16 protein-coding genes are annotated in these 18,792 nt (G+C 39.0%); 8 read left to right on the top strand and 8 right to left on the bottom strand.

Annotated elements, in window-relative coordinates; all coding sequences use genetic code 11:
- The first annotated feature begins 97 nt into the window (after positions 1-97).
- Entirely contained in the window at positions 98-586 is a 489-nt protein-coding gene (locus tag I6E70_RS03155) for a periplasmic heavy metal sensor (RefSeq protein ID WP_165725133.1), read from the top strand.
- 71 nt (positions 587-657) lie between these two features.
- Here the strand turns inward: I6E70_RS03155 and yacG are convergent, their stop codons facing one another.
- The 7 genes from yacG to nadC form a co-directional block, all read right to left on the bottom strand.
- A complete protein-coding gene (yacG, locus tag I6E70_RS03150) occupies positions 658-888 on the bottom strand; it encodes a DNA gyrase inhibitor YacG (protein WP_007586146.1) in 231 nt (76 codons plus the stop codon).
- A gap of 114 nt (positions 889-1,002) precedes the next feature.
- Positions 1,003-2,679, bottom strand: coding sequence for a type IV-A pilus assembly ATPase PilB (pilB, locus tag I6E70_RS03145; protein ID WP_024608869.1), 1,677 nt, complete (start codon positions 2,677-2,679; stop codon positions 1,003-1,005).
- Between the two features lie 126 nt (positions 2,680-2,805).
- Positions 2,806-3,447, bottom strand: coding sequence for a dephospho-CoA kinase (gene coaE, locus I6E70_RS03140; protein ID WP_197188013.1), 642 nt, complete (start codon positions 3,445-3,447; stop codon positions 2,806-2,808).
- Position 3,448: 1 nt separating this feature from the next.
- A complete protein-coding gene (locus I6E70_RS03135; protein WP_197188012.1) occupies positions 3,449-4,342 on the bottom strand; it encodes a prepilin peptidase in 894 nt (297 codons plus the stop codon).
- A gap of 104 nt (positions 4,343-4,446) precedes the next feature.
- Positions 4,447-5,676 carry a type II secretion system F family protein gene (locus tag I6E70_RS03130; RefSeq protein ID WP_197188011.1) on the bottom strand — a complete coding sequence of 410 codons (1,230 nt, stop codon included), beginning with the start codon at positions 5,674-5,676 and terminating at the stop codon, positions 4,447-4,449.
- A 72-nt stretch (positions 5,677-5,748) separates the two neighbouring features.
- Positions 5,749-6,204, bottom strand: a complete 456-nt coding sequence (locus tag I6E70_RS20785) for a pilin (protein WP_269435106.1) — start codon at positions 6,202-6,204, stop codon at positions 5,749-5,751.
- Positions 6,205-6,651: 447 nt separating this feature from the next.
- A complete protein-coding gene (gene nadC, locus I6E70_RS03120; RefSeq protein WP_197188010.1) occupies positions 6,652-7,539 on the bottom strand; it encodes a carboxylating nicotinate-nucleotide diphosphorylase in 888 nt (295 codons plus the stop codon).
- 420 nt (positions 7,540-7,959) lie between these two features.
- On the opposite strand from nadC, the gene ampD reads away from it, so the two are divergent.
- The 7 genes from ampD (at position 7,960) to I6E70_RS03085 (ending at position 17,773) form a co-directional block, all read left to right on the top strand.
- Positions 7,960-8,514: a 1,6-anhydro-N-acetylmuramyl-L-alanine amidase AmpD gene (gene ampD, locus I6E70_RS03115; RefSeq protein ID WP_197188009.1), complete on the top strand. Its 555-nt coding sequence runs from the start codon at positions 7,960-7,962 to the stop codon at positions 8,512-8,514.
- Between the two features lie 13 nt (positions 8,515-8,527).
- Positions 8,528-9,379 (top strand): beta-lactamase regulator AmpE, encoded by an 852-nt coding sequence (ampE, locus tag I6E70_RS03110; RefSeq protein WP_007586130.1) that lies wholly within the window; start codon positions 8,528-8,530, stop codon positions 9,377-9,379.
- 352 nt (positions 9,380-9,731) lie between these two features.
- Complete coding sequence (gene pdhR / locus I6E70_RS03105) at positions 9,732-10,481, top strand: pyruvate dehydrogenase complex transcriptional repressor PdhR (RefSeq protein WP_007586129.1); 750 nt, start codon at positions 9,732-9,734, stop codon at positions 10,479-10,481.
- A 90-nt stretch (positions 10,482-10,571) separates the two neighbouring features.
- Positions 10,572-13,238, top strand: a complete 2,667-nt coding sequence (gene aceE, locus I6E70_RS03100) for a pyruvate dehydrogenase (acetyl-transferring), homodimeric type (protein WP_010553346.1) — start codon at positions 10,572-10,574, stop codon at positions 13,236-13,238.
- A 10-nt stretch (positions 13,239-13,248) separates the two neighbouring features.
- Positions 13,249-15,168 (top strand): pyruvate dehydrogenase complex dihydrolipoyllysine-residue acetyltransferase, encoded by a 1,920-nt coding sequence (gene aceF / locus I6E70_RS03095; protein WP_197188008.1) that lies wholly within the window; start codon positions 13,249-13,251, stop codon positions 15,166-15,168.
- A gap of 175 nt (positions 15,169-15,343) precedes the next feature.
- Positions 15,344-16,768, top strand: coding sequence for a dihydrolipoyl dehydrogenase (lpdA, locus tag I6E70_RS03090; RefSeq protein WP_007586124.1), 1,425 nt, complete (start codon positions 15,344-15,346; stop codon positions 16,766-16,768).
- A 324-nt stretch (positions 16,769-17,092) separates the two neighbouring features.
- Positions 17,093-17,773: a tRNA-uridine aminocarboxypropyltransferase gene (locus tag I6E70_RS03085; protein ID WP_024590630.1), complete on the top strand. Its 681-nt coding sequence runs from the start codon at positions 17,093-17,095 to the stop codon at positions 17,771-17,773.
- Positions 17,774-17,783: 10 nt separating this feature from the next.
- Here I6E70_RS03085 and I6E70_RS03080 read toward each other — a convergent pair whose 3' ends face one another.
- Positions 17,784-18,299, bottom strand: a complete 516-nt coding sequence (locus tag I6E70_RS03080; protein ID WP_197188007.1) for a hypothetical protein — start codon at positions 18,297-18,299, stop codon at positions 17,784-17,786.
- Positions 18,300-18,792: the final 493 nt, after the last annotated feature.

Below are 18,792 nucleotides of genomic sequence, written 5' to 3'. Positions count from 1 at the left end.
CAACCTTTACACTGCTTTGCGTTACTTTGCATTGAGTTAGGTATAGTTAACTCACTGGCTTAGCAGCCACAACCAACCCAATATTAAGGTAATGATTATGACTAAATTAAACACACTTTCAAAATTAGTACTTATCTGTGGCTTAGCAACAGCAACGCTTGGTGCTGGTAGCGTATTAGCTAAAGGCGACGGACATAAACAAGGCCATTCTCAAGCTCGTTTTTTACTTTCTGAGCGCGGCGTTGAAAAATTAAACCTAACAGATGAGCAGCAAACTAAGCTAAAGGCTATTTTTGAAGCGCAAAAAACACAGATGAAAGCGTTGCGTGGCGACGATAAAGAAGCCCGTAAAGCGATGCGTGAAGCGCATAAAGCTAAAATGGATGCGTTACTTTCGGCGGCAACATTTGACGAAAATGCAGCAAAAGAGCTATTAAATGAACGTCATGAAAAAGGTGATCAATTTGGTTTAATTAAACTAAAAACGCAGCACCAAGTAATGCAAGTTCTTAACGCTGAGCAAAAAGAGAAGTTTGCTAAAATGCAAAAGCGTATGAATAAAAAGCACAGTAAACAAAAAAGTTAATTATACTTTTTGTAAATACTAAAAAACCAGCTTAATGCTGGTTTTCGTATTTAGGGCATGATGAAGATAAATTACTTAAAAAAGTCATCTTCATTTTTAGCCAGCATAGCTTCAATATCTTCAATCATGTCTTGGCTAAACTCTTCTGCGGACGTGATTGGTGCAGAAATTCTGTTATTTTCAAACGACCATTCACCTAAATCAATTAGCTGACAGCGTTTTGAGCAAAAAGGACGAAATGGGCTTTGCTCTGACCATTCAACTTTAGTTTTACAGGTTGGGCAGTTTACAATAGTAGGCATAATTTACTCTTTACAATCTTTTTCTGCATTTTACATTACTTAGATATGAGTCTCTAGGTATAAGTAAGGCTCTGAATTTAGTGTTCAGAACCTTGTAGCTTTTACTATGGATCTTTAAAAATTAGTCACGCGATTAATTTCACCAAGGGATGTAAGACCATCGGCTGCTTTGCGTAAACCCGATAAACGTAAATTATTAAATCCGGCTTTAAGTGAAACGTCAGCTATTTCAAGCGAGTTACCACCGCGCATAATAATTTGGGCAATTTCAGGAGTAATTTGCATTACTTCGTAAATACCCACTCGGCCTTTATAACCATCGGTACAACTATCACACCCTTTAGGCGTATATAACGTCATTTCTTCAATTTGCTTGGCGCTAAATCCTTGGCGAGCCAGTTCTTCACTCGGAAGTTGTTCTGGCGTTTTACATTTAGGGCATAAACGACGTGCTAAACGCTGGGCTATAATTAAGCTGATCGAACTTGCTACGTTATAAGCCGGCACACCCATATTTAATAAACGGGTGATTGTTTCCGGCGCTGAGTTTGTATGCAATGTTGATAAAACCAAGTGACCTGTTTGCGCCGCTTTTATTGATATTTCTGCGGTTTCTAGGTCACGTATTTCACCTACCATAACTACATCAGGATCTTGACGTAAAAATGCACGCAGTGCATTGGCAAAAGTCATATCGGCTTTAATGTTAATTTGTACTTGGTTTACACCTTCAAGGTTAATCTCAACCGGATCTTCCGCAGTACTAATATTGCGCTCTGGCTGATTTAATATATTTAAACCTGTGTATAGCGATACTGTTTTACCAGAACCCGTTGGCCCTGTTACAAGTATCATCCCTTGGGGCTGGGCAAGTGCATCCATATAGAGCTTTTTCTGCTCAGGCTCATAGCCTAATACATCAATGCCTAACATAGCGCTTGATGAATCAAGGATACGCATTACTATTTTTTCGCCCCACAAGGTAGGCATAGTACTTACACGAAAGTCGATACTTTTGCGTTCAGTAATTTTTAGTTTTATACGACCATCTTGTGGTTTGCGTTTTTCGGCAATATCGAGTCGCGACATTACTTTAATACGTGCAGAAAGCTTGGTTGCTAATGTATTAGGTGGGCTTGCCACTTCATGCAAAATGCCATCAATACGAAAGCGGATACGGTATTTGTGCTCATACGGTTCAAAGTGCAAATCAGACGCCCCTTTCTTAATGGCATCCATTAAAATTTTGTTGATGTATACGATGATAGGCGCATCATCTTTATCATCATCTTGTGGTGCTGTATCTCTTTGGCTTTCTGAGTCTAAATCAGCAAATTCCTGAAACTCGTCATCGGTTAGATTTAAACTGCCAGTAGCATCTAGTAATTGCTCAATTTTGGTATCGAGTTGAATATAATCAACAACAACAATTTCGCATGAAAGACCGGTACTAAACTCAAAGTTTTCGAATGCGCCGTAATCTGTTGGGTCTGATGCTGCTATATAAACTTTTCGATCTTTTTGAACAAGCGGCAAAATATGATGTTTACGTATAAGTTTTTCTTTTACGAGATCGGCCGGGATTCTTGTAGGATCAAAGTCTTTTAAATCAAAATAAGGTACGCGAAACAAATCAATACATTGTTCAGCTAAATCTTTACTATCGATTTTTCCACATTTAGAAATAAGCTCAGCTGTTGAGGCAAATTCATTTTGTTTGTTTTTAACCGTGTCGGCATCAATGCGGCCAAGGGTTATAAATTTTCTCAATAACGGTGAGTTAATATTCATTGCGCACCTGTTTTATTCCTTCAATAGTAAGCAATTTATCAGAAAAAAGAAGGTGATTACATCACCTTTCATTCTTTGTTGTGATTTTACTAACTAAAATACGAGTTTGTGTGAGTTAGGACAGTGTTAATGTGAGTTAGTTTTGTTGTGTAATGCATATTGTAGGTACTTTTTATGAAGATCAACAAGTTCTATATGCACTAGGTTTAAACTACGGTCGTTATTTAAAATATCATCTGCTTTTTGTTGTTTATCGGCACGTGACATTTGCGAGGCAATAATACTTTTAACTTGCTCACTACTTGTGTTGTCACGTTTTACTGTACGCGCTATTTGTACTGAGGTTGGTACGTCAATAAGTAAGGTATGGTCGCAATATTTATCAAGGTTGTTTTCAAATAATAAAGGCGCTACTAAAACAACATAAGGGCTGGTTGCATTGTTTAAATCGGTTAGTATTTTTATTCGTATAAGAGGGTGTAGCAACGCATTAAGCCATTCTTTTTCATTGTTGTTAGTAAATATTTTTTCGCGAAGCTTTGCTCTATTTAATGTGCCATCAGGCAATAAAATATCCTCACCAAAGTGTTGGGTAATCGCTTTTAGCCCTTTGCTATTTGGGAGTACTACTTCGCGCGCAATTATATCGGCATCAACTATTGTAATACCAAGCTCTTCAAACATATTGCTTACGGCTGTTTTACCACAGCCAATACCACCTGTTAAACCTAATACCCAGCTATTAACTTTAGTAATTTGTTCACTCATTTTAATAACCAATTAAATTAAAATAAGAGCTTTGAATTTGGTTGCCCCAAAGCATAGTGATCCAGCCAGCTATCGCTAAATAAGGCCCAAAAGGGATAGGGGTCGCTTTGTCTTTACCTTGTATGCTCAATAGTGCAATACCTATAATGGCACCCACTACGCTCGAAAGCAGAATAATAGTGAGTAATGACTGCCAGCCAAGTAATGCCCCAAATACTGCAAGCAATTTAAAATCGCCATAGCCCATGCCTTCTTTACCGGTTAATAACTTAAATAGCCAAAATACGCTCCATAAGCTTAAATAACCGCAAGCCGCGCCAATAATTGCATCGGTTGGTGTAATTGTGTAACCCATTACAGAGGCAATAAGTGCAAGCCATACAAGCGGAAGTGTAAGTTGATCTGGCAGCAGCATGTGGTCAATATCAATAAAGGTTAGTGCTACCAATATCCACGTTACAAAAATATATAAAAGGGCTTGCTCGGTCGCACCAAAGCTATAGGCAACAATTAAACTTAATATGGCAGTAATTAGCTCTACAGCAGGGTATCGGGCCGAAATAGGATTACTGCAACTTGCACATTTACCTTTAAGTATTAACCAACTAATAATAGGAATATTCTGCCAAGGCTTAATGGCAGTTTTACATTTAGGGCAGGTAGAGTTGGGTTTTACTAAGTTAAAAGGCTCGTTGATATTGGCTTGTTTAGGTTTATTCCCTGTAAGTTCATCCTCTAGCAGTAGCCTGCATTCGCTTTGCCACTCACGTTGCATCATTAGCGGTAAGCGATAAATAACCACATTTAAAAAACTACCAATACATAAACTAATTAAGCCAATTGTGGTTAAATAAAACCACAATTGGCTTTGCATTACTTCAATAATACTTTGCATTTGTTTACCTAAAACTAAAATTTTTTAATAATACCAATTAACAGCGCGATGTAGAATCGCGACTACGTGTGTTTTTAAATAGGTGTTTATATTTTTTAAAGGTATTAAATTACAGAACCTAATTGGAAAATAGGTAAATACATTGCGATAATTAAACCACCAACAAGTACACCTAGTACGGCCATAATAAGTGGCTCAAGCAAGCTTGAAAGGCCGTCTACTGCATCATCAACTTCTTGCTCATAAATAGTCGCTACTTTAGCAAGCATGCCATCTAATGAGCCAGATTCTTCACCAATCGCAACCATTTGTATTACCATATCAGGGAAGATTTTAGAGTTACGCATTGCCCAGTTCATCTGATTACCAGAGCTAACCTCTGCTTTTATATCTAAAATAGCGTAACGATAAACAGCATTACCTGAAGCGCCTGCGGCAGAATCAAGTGCATCAACCAGTGGCACACCAGCGGCAAACGTGGTCGAAAGAGTTCGCGCATAGCGAGCAACAGCCGCTTTATTTAAAATCATACCGATCACAGGGAGTTTTAGTATTGCTCTGTCTGTAGCATCTCTGAGTTTTAAGCTTTTTAGTTTAGCTTCTTTAAAAAGCCAACCTGCACCAACAATCGCTATCAGCATCATCCACCAATATTCTTGCATAAATTCAGATATGCTAATTACAAATAAGGTGAATGCAGGAAGCTCTGCACCAAACCCTGCAAAAATATCTTGGAACTGGGGTACTACAAAGATAAGTAAAATTGAGGTAACCATAAGTGCAATAACTAATACTGAAATAGGGTAAAACATCGCTTTTTTAATTTTTGATTTTAGTGCTTCAGACTTTTCTTTATAAATAGCAACACGGTCAAATATTCTATCAAGTGCGCCTGATTGCTCGCCCGATGCTACTAGGTCGCAATATAAATCATCAAAATAGCGGGGATGTTTTCTTAGTGCTGTTGATAATGGCTGGCCTGCTTTTACTTCGTCAGCAATTGTTTCCATTAATTTGGCGACACTTTTATTGGTCGAGCCAGAACCTATCATTTCAATAGACTGTATTAACGGAACGCCCGCCATTAGCATGGTTGCTATTTGTCGAGTAACTAGTGCGATATCTTTTGGCGTTATTTTTTGAACACTTTGAATGCCAAACAAAGGTTTTGCTTTGCGTTTGACTTTTGAGGGTGTAATTCCTTGTTTACGAAGCTGAGCTTTTACTAGGGCAATGCTGGTTCCTGAGAGCTCTCCCTCCAGTCGTTTTCCTCTAGCACTAACACCGACCCATTGAAAAATATCAATTTTTTTTGAATCAGATTGTCTTGCCATCTATAAATCTCACTAATCAATACAAATAAAAAGGTAGCCAAAGATGGCTACCTTAAAGTTGTAATTTTCTAATTATTTCGAAGTAACATTGTGGCATGAGCTCGGTACGTACTTGTTTTTATCCGTTGTATCAATAGAACAAGTCCAATTTATCTCACCGGCTGGTGGAGTACCTTTTACTAAAGCTGCTGAGCCTGTTTTTGGAGTCATTGCTATTGCAACTGCACCAGCTTTTGCTTCAGATGTTACTGTGATAACGCCTGTATCAGCAGCAACTGCAACTATGCCACAGTTTTCAGTTTTAGCATTCGCGTTAAAACCAGAGTTAAAGTCAGCACCTTCAGATGCATTCATTGCAACAGTTGTTTTTGCTGCGCCTGCTAGGCTAATACACTCTGATACACGAGCTTTAACAGTGTAGTCTTGATAAGCCGGCAGTGCTACAGCAGCAAGAATACCGATAATTGCTACTACAATCATTAATTCAATTAGGGTGAAACCCTGTTGTTTTTGAGTCATTGTTTTCATGTTTCCTCTCCTAAAGGATAGATTTTTGTAACTTAAATCACTTAAGCGGCAAAATGCCTCACTTAATTTAACTGATTTACTTTACAGTTTTACTTAAAATTAATTTTATTACACTTTAGCTTTAGGGTATGAAACACAAAAGCCGTATGTGAATTCATTATGTTTAGTACTAACTATAAAAGTTTACTAAGAGCACTACATGTTGTAGCAACAAATAGTATAGGCATAAAGTAAGTAGTTTAGTTGCTTTAGTTTTTAATTATGTTTTTAAAAACTAAAGGTACTAGTTATTTATGACTACCTTTTAAAATAAAATAATACAACAGAATTAGTCTACCATTTTATTTTAGTATTTAGCACGTATCTTCTTATAAAAAAGCGATTTTATTTAACAAAATGTTACAAAGTAAGCCTTTCGGGTTATTTAATGCTTTTTTACTTAACTTGTCAATCGATTAGCGGTATTAATTGGCAGTTGTTGCTTTGAAATTGTTCAAAACGCATCGATAAATCGATTGATTGTAAGTTTTTTGTTAACGCTCCGCTTGATATAAAATCGACGCCGGCTTGTGAATAAGTTTTGAGCGTTTCTAGGGTCATATTGCCTGAAACCTCTAATTTTGCACGCTTGTTGGTCAAAATTACGGCTTGTTTAATTTGTTCTACGCTAAAGTTGTCGAGCATTATTATGTCGGCACCAGCCTCAATCGCTTGCTTAAGTTCAGGGAGTGATTCTACTTCGACTTCGACAGGTTTGTCTGGGTGGTTTTGTTTAGCTTGAACTACTGCTTTGTTTATTGTGCCACAAGCAGCTATGTGATTTTCTTTAATTAAAAAAGCATCAAATAACCCAATGCGATGATTTGCACCCCCACCACATTTTACTGCGTATTTTTGAAGAGCGCGCAGGCCTGGAATTGTTTTACGTGTGTCGAGTAGTTGCGTAGTTGTACCACTTAACTCTTTTACGTAATGCGCTGTAGTAGTTGCTGTACCCGATAAGGTTTGCACAAAGTTAAGGGCAGTTCGTTCGGCAGTTAATATTGAACGAGCCGAGCCAATAGCGGTAAATAATGTACTGTTTGCTTTAACTGCGTCGCCGTCGTTTATTAGTACATTAACTTTAACGCTTGGGTCTACTTGTTTGAATACTTCAAGGATGATGTCTTTTCCACAAAAAATGCAGTCTTCGCGGGTGATTACTTTTGCGTTGGCTTGCTCGCTCTGAGGGATAAGCTGCGCGGTAATATCGCCTGCTTGCGCGGTTTGATAATTTAGATCTTCGTCGAGTGCAAGAGTGACAAGTTGGCTAACTAAAGAGTGCGGGATAGACATAATAAAAGCTCATAAGCGTTAATAAATTAAGCAAATTTTACTATGTTTATAAAAGAAAGAGAAGCGATTGCCTTTTCGCCAATATAAAGATAAGCGCTTGTAGTAAATTCGCACCTACGTGTGGGTTTAAATTATCTGTAGGTGAGGTTTTATACCTCGTTTTTAATTTCAAAGTTACGTTACATGAGCGGATGTAAATTCGCACCTACGTGTGGGTTTGAATTATCTGTAGGTGAGGTTTTATACCTCGCTTTTAATTTCAAAAGTTACGTTACATGAGCGGATGTAAATTAGCACCTACGTGTGGGTTTGAATTATTTGTAGGTGAGGTTTTATACCTCGCTTGTTACTATCATTTTTTTAATAAATCCATTAGCATCAGTGCTATGTATATCTTGATATTTATATAATAAACGTATCATGAAAATAGATTTAAACGGTGTTTTAAGTACGGTAGCGCAGCGGCCTTGTTCGCATTTTGATGAGCGCCCTGATGAGGCTGATATTTCTTTATTGGTGATTCACAATATATCATTGCCAGCAGGGCAGTTTGGTACACCTTTCGTTGATGAGTTATTTATGGGGTGCATTGATTGCAATGCTCATCCGAGTTTTAGTGACTTAAAGAATTTACGTGTATCGGCCCATTGCTTTATAAAGCGCACCGGTGAGGTTACACAATATGTGCCTTTTGAAAAGCGTGCTTGGCATGCAGGGCAATCCGAGTTTGAGGGGGTACCTGCTTGTAATAACTTTAGCATTGGCATTGAGCTTGAAGGTACCGACACCGCTCCATATTCTTTAGCACAGTACAAAACATTAACTATTATTAGTAAATCTATAATGCAACGCTATCCAAAAATTACCCCTTCGCGTATTGTTGGGCATTGCGATATTGCCCCTGGGCGTAAAACAGATCCTGGCAGTAGCTTTAATTGGCCATTGTTTTTTAATATGCTTGAACAACTAAGTTAAGAGAGTTATTCCCATGATTTTAGTTTCTATAATAATTGCATTAATACTAGAGCGCTTAGGTGCTCGGTCTAATTACTGGCAGATAAGTTATTACGCAAATGGTTATTTAAATCGCTCTAATAAATTACTTGGTGATAAGGGCTTATTTAGCTCAGCACCGGGCTTTTTAATTTGGCTTTTACTTCCAGTGATTGCGATGGCACTAATTTATTGTTTATCTGATTTTGTTTTGTGGCAGTTGGGCATTAATATCGCGGTGCTTTTGGTTTGCTTTGGTTGTGCTAAGCAGCGTGCTTTATATAAGTCGTATTTAAATGCGTTAACGCGAGATGACGGTACTGCTGCATCTTTATATGCGTTACAAATAGGTCAAAAGCGTACTGATGATCAAGATGGTGGCGAAACCTTTGGGCAAACATTGGCGTGGGTAAACTTTAGATTTTACTGTGCGGTTATTTTTTGGTTTGTTGTTTTAGGCGCGCCAGGTGCGGTTTTATATGCACTGGTACGTACTTTAGCTGATTTAGTACGAGAAGATCATAAAGTAATATTTGCTAAGCGTTTTAAACTTATACATAAACTATTGTTTTGGCTCGACTGGTTACCTGCACGTATTACCAGCTTTGGTTATTTAGTAATAGGTAACTTTAATAAAGGCACAAGCTGTTGGCTACGTTACGTACTTAACTTTAAATCTCCAAACCGAGAAGTAGTAACATGTACTGCGCTGGCTGCAGAGCAAGTTGAAAAACGTTATTACGGCTGTACCTACGAGGCCACTTGTATGATTAAGCTTGTTAAGCGCAATGTATTATTTTACTTAGTACTTATAGCGCTACTTACATTATTTGGTGGACTGTCTTAAGTTAATACCTTTTTAATAAAGTACCTTATGCAATGTAAGGTGCTTTAATCTCTTCCTGCAATATTTAAACACAATAAAATAGAGCTAACATTCTAATTCCTTCTGGTCAGACCAATTGTTTTCATCCTATTAACGTTATAACAATTTTTGTAAATTGCGCATTGTTTAATCTTCGTTCAAAATGCGTTACGCTACTTTAATTGCTCAAGTTACCTGTAAATTGACAGCTAATAAGGTTTTTGATACCGTATTGAAAATTTTTGGTATGACCAATTTACCTTTTGGGTAAATCATACTACTCAAAGCCCCGCTTTATGGGCTCTTGGTATTTATACAACGCGGACGTTGATTCATGTCTTTAAAGATCAAAGCAGCAAAGTTATCTGATGTTATTTTACAGCAACTCGAGAACATGATTCTTGAAGGCTCGTTAGCACCAGGTGAAAAGTTGCCACCAGAGCGTGAACTAGCAAAGCAATTTGAAGTGTCTCGCCCGTCACTGCGTGAGGCAATTCAAAAATTAGAAGCGAAAGGTTTAGTTACGCGTCGCCAAGGTGGCGGCACGTTTGTAAAAAATCAGCTCGAAGAAGGGCTTACTGATCCACTTTTTGATTTGATTAGTAAACACCCTGAGTCGCAGTTTGATTTACTTGAATTTCGTCATGCATTAGAAGGGATTGCTGCTTACTACGCGGCACTGCGCGGGACCAGCAACGATTTTAGCAAAGTGAAAGAAAGCTTTGATAAAATTGCCCTAGTTAATGATGATTTACAGCAAAAAGCAAAAGCAATTAATGCATTTCACTTTAGCGTAGCAGAAGCTTCGCATAATGTGGTGTTACTGCATTTAGTAAGAGGCATGAAAGCGCTGCTTGAGCAAAATGTATTGCAAAATTTAACTGTTTTATTAAAAAAGTCAGATATTAGCAGTCAATTAGCCCAACACAGGCGTTTATTAATGGATGCCGTTATTGACGGTAATCCAGAACAAGCCCGTTTAGCAAGTAATGCGCACTTAGCATTTATAGAAGAAGCACTACTTGAAGCAGGCAAAGAACATTCGCGAATTGAACGTAGTTTAAGACGCACTAAACAAAATTAAGTTAGTACATAACTACTTTGAACACACAAATTAAGTAGCTGTGATATTAAATTAACAATATTCGTATTTTAAACATAAGGAAACCTCCATATGTCTGAAGTCAATAAAATTGACGTAGACGCGCTAGAAACACAAGAGTGGTTACAAGCTCTTGAATCAGTTGTGCGCGAAGAAGGTGTTGAACGAGCTCAGTTTTTACTTGAGCAAGTATTAGAGCAAGCCCGTTTAGACGGCGTTGATATGCCAACGGGTATTACCACGAACTACGTTAATACTATTCCTGTAGATCAAGAACCGGCTTACCCAGGTGATGTAAACCTTGAGCGCCGTATTCGTTCGATCATACGTTGGAACGCGATTATGATCGTTCTACGTGCATCGAAAAAAGATCTCGACTTAGGCGGTCATATGGCGTCTTACCAATCATCTGCTGCATTTTATGAAGTGTGTTTTAACCACTTCTTTAAAGCGCCAAATGATGTAGACGGTGGTGACTTAGTTTATTACCAAGGTCATATTTCTCCTGGTATTTATGCACGTGCATTTGTTGAAGGTCGTTTATCGGCTGCACAACTAGATAACTTCCGCCAAGAAGTTGATGGCGAAGGTTTACCATCGTACCCACACCCTAAGTTAATGCCTGAATTTTGGCAGTTCCCTACGGTATCAATGGGCTTAGGTCCTATTTCGTCTATTTACCAAGCACGCTTCTTAAAATACTTAGATGGTCGTGGCTTAAAAGATACTAAAAACCAACGTGTATACGCGTTTTTAGGTGACGGTGAAATGGATGAGCCAGAATCACGCGGTGCAATCTCTTTTGCTGCACGTGAAAAACTAGATAACCTTTGTTACTTAGTTAACTGTAACTTACAGCGTTTAGACGGCCCAGTTATGGGTAACGGTAAAATTATTCAAGAGCTAGAAGGCTTGTTTAAAGGCGCTGGCTGGAACGTAATTAAACTAGTGTGGGGCAGCGGTTGGGATATTCTTCTAGCTAAAGACACAACGGGTAAATTACTACAGTTAATGAACGAAACTGTGGATGGCGATTACCAAACATATAAAGCTAAAGATGGCGCGTACGTACGTGAAAACTTCTTTGGTCGTTACCCAGAAACAGCAGCACTTGTTGCTGACATGACAGATGACGAAATTTTCGCGCTTAAGCGTGGTGGTCATGAGTCATCAAAATTATTTGCTGCATTTAAAAAAGCAGAAGACACTAAAGGCCGTCCAACTGTAATTCTTGCTAAAACTGTAAAAGGTTACGGCATGGGTGAAGCAGCTGAAGGTAAAAACATTGCGCACCAAGTGAAAAAAATGGATATGTCGCATGTTGCGCATCTACGTTCACGCCTTGGTCTTGATGATTTAGTATCTGAAGAGCAACTTGCAGAGCTACCTTATTTAGAGCTTGAAGAAGGTTCACCTGAGTATAAATACCTACATGCTCGTCGTGATGAACTTAAAGGTTATACACCTAAGCGTATTCCACGTTTTAGTGAAAAACTTACGTTGCCAGAAGTAGACGCATTTAAGCCGTTACTTGAAGAGCAAAAACGTGATATTTCAACCACTATGGGCTTTGTTCGTGCACTTAATATCTTATTAAAAGATAAAGGCATTGGTAAAAACATCGTACCAATTATTGCCGATGAAGCGCGTACATTTGGTATGGAAGGTTTATTCCGTCAAATCGGTATTTACAATCCGCATGGCCAAAACTATACACCACAGGATCGTGATATTGTTTCTTACTATAAAGAAACTGTATCAGGGCAAGTGCTTCAAGAAGGTATTAATGAGTTAGGTGCAATGTCATCATGGGTTGCTGCTGCAACTTCATACAGCACTAACGATTTACCAATGATCCCGTTCTACATTTACTACTCTATGTTTGGTTTCCAACGCGTTGGTGACATGGCATGGATGGCGGGCGATCAACAAGCACGTGGTTTCTTATTAGGTGCTACTGCGGGTCGTACAACGCTAAATGGTGAAGGCTTGCAACACGAAGATGGTCACAGTCATATTCTTGCTAATACGGTTCCTAACTGTATTTCATATGACCCAACTTACGCGTTTGAAGTAGCTGTTATTGTACAAGACGGTATTCGTCGTATGTACGGTGATGACCAAGAAAATATTTACTACTACCTAACGCTTATGAACGAAAACTACCATCAGCCAGCTATGCCAGAAGGCGCTGAAGAAGGTATTCGTAAGGGTATTTACAAGCTTGAAAGTTACGAAGGTAAAAAAGCCAACGTACAGCTATTAAGCTCAGGTACTATTATGACTGAAGTACGTAAAGCCGCTACGATTCTAAGCGAAGAGTATGGCATTGCGTCTGACGTGTTCTCTGTTACGTCTTTCAATGAATTAACGCGTGAAGGTCAAGATGTTGAACGTTTCAATATGCTTAACCCTGAAGGCGAGCAAAAAACAGCATTCATCACAAGCGTATTAAACGACTCTGTGACTGTTGCAGCAACGGATTACATGAAAAACTACGCAGAACAAGCGCGTTCATTCATTCCAAGCAGCAACTACAAAGTGTTAGGTACAGATGGTTACGGTCGTTCTGATAGCCGTGAAAACCTACGTCGTCACTTTGAAGTTAACGCGGGCTACGTTGTTGTTGCTACGTTATCTGAACTTGCTAAACGCGGTGAAGTTGAGAAGTCAGTAGTTGTTGAAGCACTTAAAAAGTTCAACATCGACACTAACAAACTTAACCCACTGTACGCATAAGAGGTTTGCAATGAGTATTGAAATTAAAGTACCAGATATTGGTGACGATGAAGTAGAAGTAACCGAAATATTAGTAAGCGTTGGCGACAAAGTAGATGTGGACCAATCATTATTAAATGTTGAAGGCGACAAAGCATCAATGGAAATACCTGCTTCGCAAGCGGGTACAGTTAAAGAAATTAAAGTAAACGTTGGCGACACCGTTACAACAGGCTCTTTAGTATTTTTGTTTGAAGGCGAGAGTGAAAGCACTGGTGAAGAAAAAGCATCAGCCGCTGCTCCAGCTAAATCTGAAGAGGCAGCACCTGCTGCTTCTACAGGTTCTTCAACTAAAGAAGTAACCGTACCAGATATTGGCGATGATGAAGTTGAAGTAACTGAAATCATGGTTGCTGTTGGCGACACCGTTGAAGAAGAGCAATCTATCTTAAACGTGGAAGGCGACAAGGCAGCAATGGAAGTTCCAGCTCCATTTGCCGGTATAGTTAAAGAAATTAAAGTCGCCGCTGGCGATACAGTTAAAACAGGCTCATTAGTGTTTGTTTTTGAAGTAGCAGGAAGTGAATCTGCAGCACCGGCTAAAGAGTCGGCTCCTGTAGAAGCGCCAGCAGCTAGCTCAACAGCAAATGCAGCACCAAGTACTAAAGAAGTTAATGTACCTGATATTGGTGGCGATGAAGTTGAAGTCACTGAAATTATGGTTGCAGTTGGCGATACGGTTGAAGAAGATCAATCAATCTTAAACGTTGAAGGCGACAAAGCTGCAATGGAAGTACCAGCTCCATTTGCAGGTACAGTTAAAGAAATTAAAGTAGCCGCTGGCGATAAAGTATCGACTGGCTCATTAATTTTTGTATTTGAAGTTGCAGGCAGCGCGCCAGTAGCAGCACCTGCACCAGCTGAAAAATCAGCACCTGCAGCTGCGGCTAAAACTGAGTCGGCACCGGCTCAAGCAGCACCTGCAAAAGCAAGTAATGAAAGCTTCACAGAAAACAGCGCGTATGCTCATGCATCACCTGTTGTTCGCCGTTTAGCGCGTGAGTTTGGTATTAACCTAGCTAATGTTAAAGGCACTGGTCGCAAAGCCCGTATAGTTAAAGAAGACGTGCAAAACTACGTTAAAAACTTAGTTAAGCAAGTTGAGTCTGGTCAATTGTCAGCAGGTAGTAGCGCTGGTGGTAGCGAGCTTGGTCTTATTCCATGGCCTAAAGTTGATTTTGCTAAGTTTGGCGAAATTGAAGAGCAAAAGCTGTCTCGTATTCAAAAGCTATCAGGCAAAAACTTACACCGTAACTGGGTGCAAATCCCACATGTTACACAGTTTGACGAAGCTGATATCACAAGCCTTGAAGTATTCCGTAAAGAGCAAAATGTGCTTAGCGAGAAGAAAAAGCTGGGTGTTAAAATTACGCCGCTTGTGTTTGTAATGAAAGCAGCTGCAAAAGCACTTGCTGAATTTCCAAAATTCAACTCATCGCTTTCTGCAGACGGCGAAAGCTTAATCCTTAAAAAGTACATTAACATTGGTGTTGCAGTTGATACGCCAAACGGTTTAGTTGTACCAGTGTTTAAAGATGTTGATAAAAAAGGCATTATTGAACTATCACGCGAATTAATGGAAGTATCTGTTAAAGCACGTGACGGGAAGCTTACATCGTCTGATATGCAAGGTGGTTGTTTTACTATTTCTAGCCTTGGCGGTATTGGCGGTACGGCATTTACGCCGATTGTTAATGCACCAGAAGTGGCTATTTTAGGTGTGTCTAAATCTGAAATGAAACCTAAATGGAATGGCAAAGAGTTTGAACCAAAACTAATGGTTCCGCTGTCTATGTCATACGACCATAGGGTTATTGACGGAGCCTTAGCTGCACGCTTTACTGTGACTCTTGCAAGTTACATGAGCGATATTCGCCAATTGGTGATGTAATCGCTGGACAATGAATAGAATCAAATCCCAGCCAGTTGTTTTTAGCTGGGATTTTTACCATTTGCAATGATACAATCTTTGCACAAATTTGTGATCTGCTCTCACTTTCTGCCTTGCAGAAACATGGCAGTTAAACTTTAGGGCAGTGTCCCGTTCAAACAATTAAGGTAATAGCATGAGCAACGAATTAAAAACTCAAGTTGTTGTACTAGGCGGTGGTCCTGGTGGTTACTCTGCGGCATTCCGCGCTGCTGACTTGGGCTTAGAAGTTACATTGGTAGAATCTCGTGAAACATTAGGCGGCGTATGTCTTAATGTTGGTTGTATTCCTTCAAAAGCACTTTTACACGTAGCTAAAGTGATTGATGATGCAGCTGAAATGTCATCTCATGGTGTTACTTTTGGCGCACCAAAGATCGATCTTGACCAAGTTCGTACTTGGAAAGATTCTGTAGTTGGCCAGTTAACTGGTGGACTAGAGGGCATGGCTAAAATGCGTAAAGTGAAAGTTGTATCTGGTTACGGCAAATTCACTGGCAGCAATACTTTAGTAGTTGAAGGCGAGAAAGACTCTACAACTATCACGTTTGATAACGCGATTATTGCAGCAGGTTCTAAACCAGTTAACTTACCTTTCATTCCACAAGATGACCGTGTAATTGATTCAACTGGCGCGCTAGAGCTTAAAGATGTACCAGAAAAACTACTTGTACTTGGTGGTGGTATTATCGGTCTTGAAATGGGTACGGTTTACCGTGCACTAGGTTCTGCAATTGATGTTGTAGAATTTGCTGACCAATTAGTTCCAGCAGCTGATAAAGACATTATCAAAATTTACCAAAAATACGTAAGCAAAAAATTCAACGTAATGCTTTCAACTAAAGTTGTTGGTGTTGAAGCTAAAAAAGATGGCTTATACGTAACGTTTGAAGGTAAAAACGCACCAGCAGAACCTGTACGTTACGACAAAGTGCTTGTTGCAGTTGGCCGTACTCCAAACGGTAACTTACTTGATGCTGAAAAAGCGGGCGTAAACGTTGATGAGCGTGGCTTTATTAATGTTGATAAGCAATTACGTACTAACGTAAGCCATATTTTTGCAATTGGTGACTTAGTTGGCCAGCCTATGCTTGCGCATAAAGCGGTTCATGAAGGTCATGTTGCTGCAGAAGTTATTTCTGGTCAGAAGCATTTCTTCGACCCTAAATGTATTCCTTCGATTGCGTATACTGACCCAGAAATCGCTTGGGTAGGTGTTACTGAGAAAGAAGCAAAAGAGCAAGGCCTAAAAATTGAAACTGCGGTATTCCCGTGGGCAGCTTCTGGTCGTGCTATTGCATCATCTCGTACTGAAGGTTCTACTAAACTTATTTTTGATAAAGAAAGTGGCCGTATAATCGGTGGTGCTATGATCGGTATTAACGCGGGCGAAATGCTTGGCGAAATCGGTTTAGGTATTGAAATGGGTGCTGATGGTGAAGACTTAGCGCTTACTATTCATGCTCACCCTACATTGAATGAATCAATCGGCCTTGCAGCTGAAATTTTTGAAGGTTCGATCACTGACTTACCAAACAAAAAAGCAGTTAAAAAGAAGTAATTTAACTTTTTAGCATTTGTTTGAAAAACCCAACTTCGGTTGGGTTTTTTTATGCCTGGTTTTTAATTTGAGAGATGTTGAATTAATTCAATGATACCAATCTGCTTATATATGGGGTCTATTTAACGTTAAGAAAATTACGCTAGAACTAGGCAAAAGTTTTTGTATCTAGTTGTTCTAAATAAAAAATTTTTAACGAAGTTATAGTGCAATTTAATTCGTTAAATTGATCAAAGATTTATGCAGGTTGGTATGGCTATAAATATAAGATTAAATTGCGATAAGTCGTTACAATGCGCGCTTAATTAATTGAAGGTAAATACAGTGAAAAACTCAGTTTTAGCATTACGCGCTCAACAAATAAGTGAATCCCGTCGAGAGTTTAATGCTCGAGGCGGTAAATTAGATCGCTGTGAGCAATGCTTAATAGCTAAGCACTACTGTATTTGTAAAGGTGTTGAGCATGCAGATTGTAAAGCAGCTGTGTGCTTATTAATGTATCACAATGAAAGTTTTAAACCTTCTAATACTGGGCGCTTAATTGCTGAAATAGTGCCAGATAACCACGCCTTTAGGTGGGACAGAACAGACCCTAATCCAGCGCTTTTGGCTTTAATAAGCGATTCACAATATCAGCCAATGGTAGTATTCCCTGCTGAAGATGTAGAAGAGGGCAGGGCCATTACCGAAATAAGTATTGAAGAGGGTAAAAAACCGCTATTTATATTTTTAGATGGTACCTGGCGTGAAGCTAAAAAAATGATTCGCAAAAGCCCATACTTAGATAACTTGCCTGTACTTTCTGTTACTGCTGATAAACTATCTGATTACCGATTACGTGTTGCCCCTCATGCGCATCAACTAGGCACTGCTGAAGTGGCTATTATGGTATTAGCACTTGCGGGCGAAATGGATGCATCTTCTAAATTAGAACAGCATTTTATTAAGTTTCGTGATGCGTATTTGCTTGGTAAGCGCAACAAAGGCCGACCGCTAGAAGAGTAGTTTTACGCAGTTAAGCGAAAGCTTGCTGCTCTTTTAAGTGAGCAAGTGCTTTATTTTGAATTGCTCTGAAGCCTTCTTCAGATGTTAATTGTAAAACCGTATTATATAATTGGCTTACGCTATTGTGAGCCTGAATAAACGAGGTGCAGTCCTCACCAATCATATCCTTAGCCTCTTCGACTCGCTTTAAAAAGTAACAGCTAATATCGGTTTTTCCCTTAAAGTGAGTAGTCGCAATAGCGTTTGCTATTCTATTAAGCTGATAACTAAATTCATCAGGTCGAGAACCCTCACCCCATTTACTAATAGAAATATCGCTTTCTAACTGGATAATTACGTTAAGTATGTTTTTAAACTCACTCATTGGCATATTTAAAAAGTTATAACCTTTAGGGCTAAATAAAGCTTTATACGGATTTTCGTTGGGAGTTTGGGCACTAAAAACACCAATTGGTTTTACTGTACTTGCGTCTGATACTTTACATAAAAAGGTATTGCTTTGCGGCATTTTAAAATTCATATCCATTGAGTATTTATGATCCTTGCGTTACTTAGTTATCGGCGCAATTAATGAAAAACTTAGCGAAATTTAAAATATTAATAAAGTATTTGAAGGTATTAATATTGATTAGCTGGGATGCAGTATTACCCTGCAAAAGTTAGTGGTAGTTGCTTAGAGCTTTACTAAACCCAAATTTTAGGCAAAGAAAAGCGCGCTCTATCTCTAGGCGCGCTTGCGGAATCTTCTAATTTTCTGCATCCTGCAATTGAACTTAATCAACTCCAATTTTTACTAATCCATGTTTATTACTATATTACTTTTTAGTTCTATGTAATGTAGACCATCCGGGCCTGTATCCTTAAATTCCTAAACATCCTGTAGGGTAAATACTATTACCAAATCCTTAATTACACTTCCTAGTGTATCCCTATTTTAACCAATCCATTGTGTTGCCTTAAAGGCCTGTCCATTTATTCCCTCAACATCCTGTTAAACAACTTAGCCGTGTTGTTATCCT

Origin of the sequence: Pseudoalteromonas sp. NGC95, from assembly GCF_015864705.1 — a bacterium.
GTDB lineage: Bacteria > Pseudomonadota > Gammaproteobacteria > Enterobacterales > Alteromonadaceae > Pseudoalteromonas > Pseudoalteromonas arctica.
This window is presented reverse-complemented; position numbering and strand designations above follow the sequence as displayed.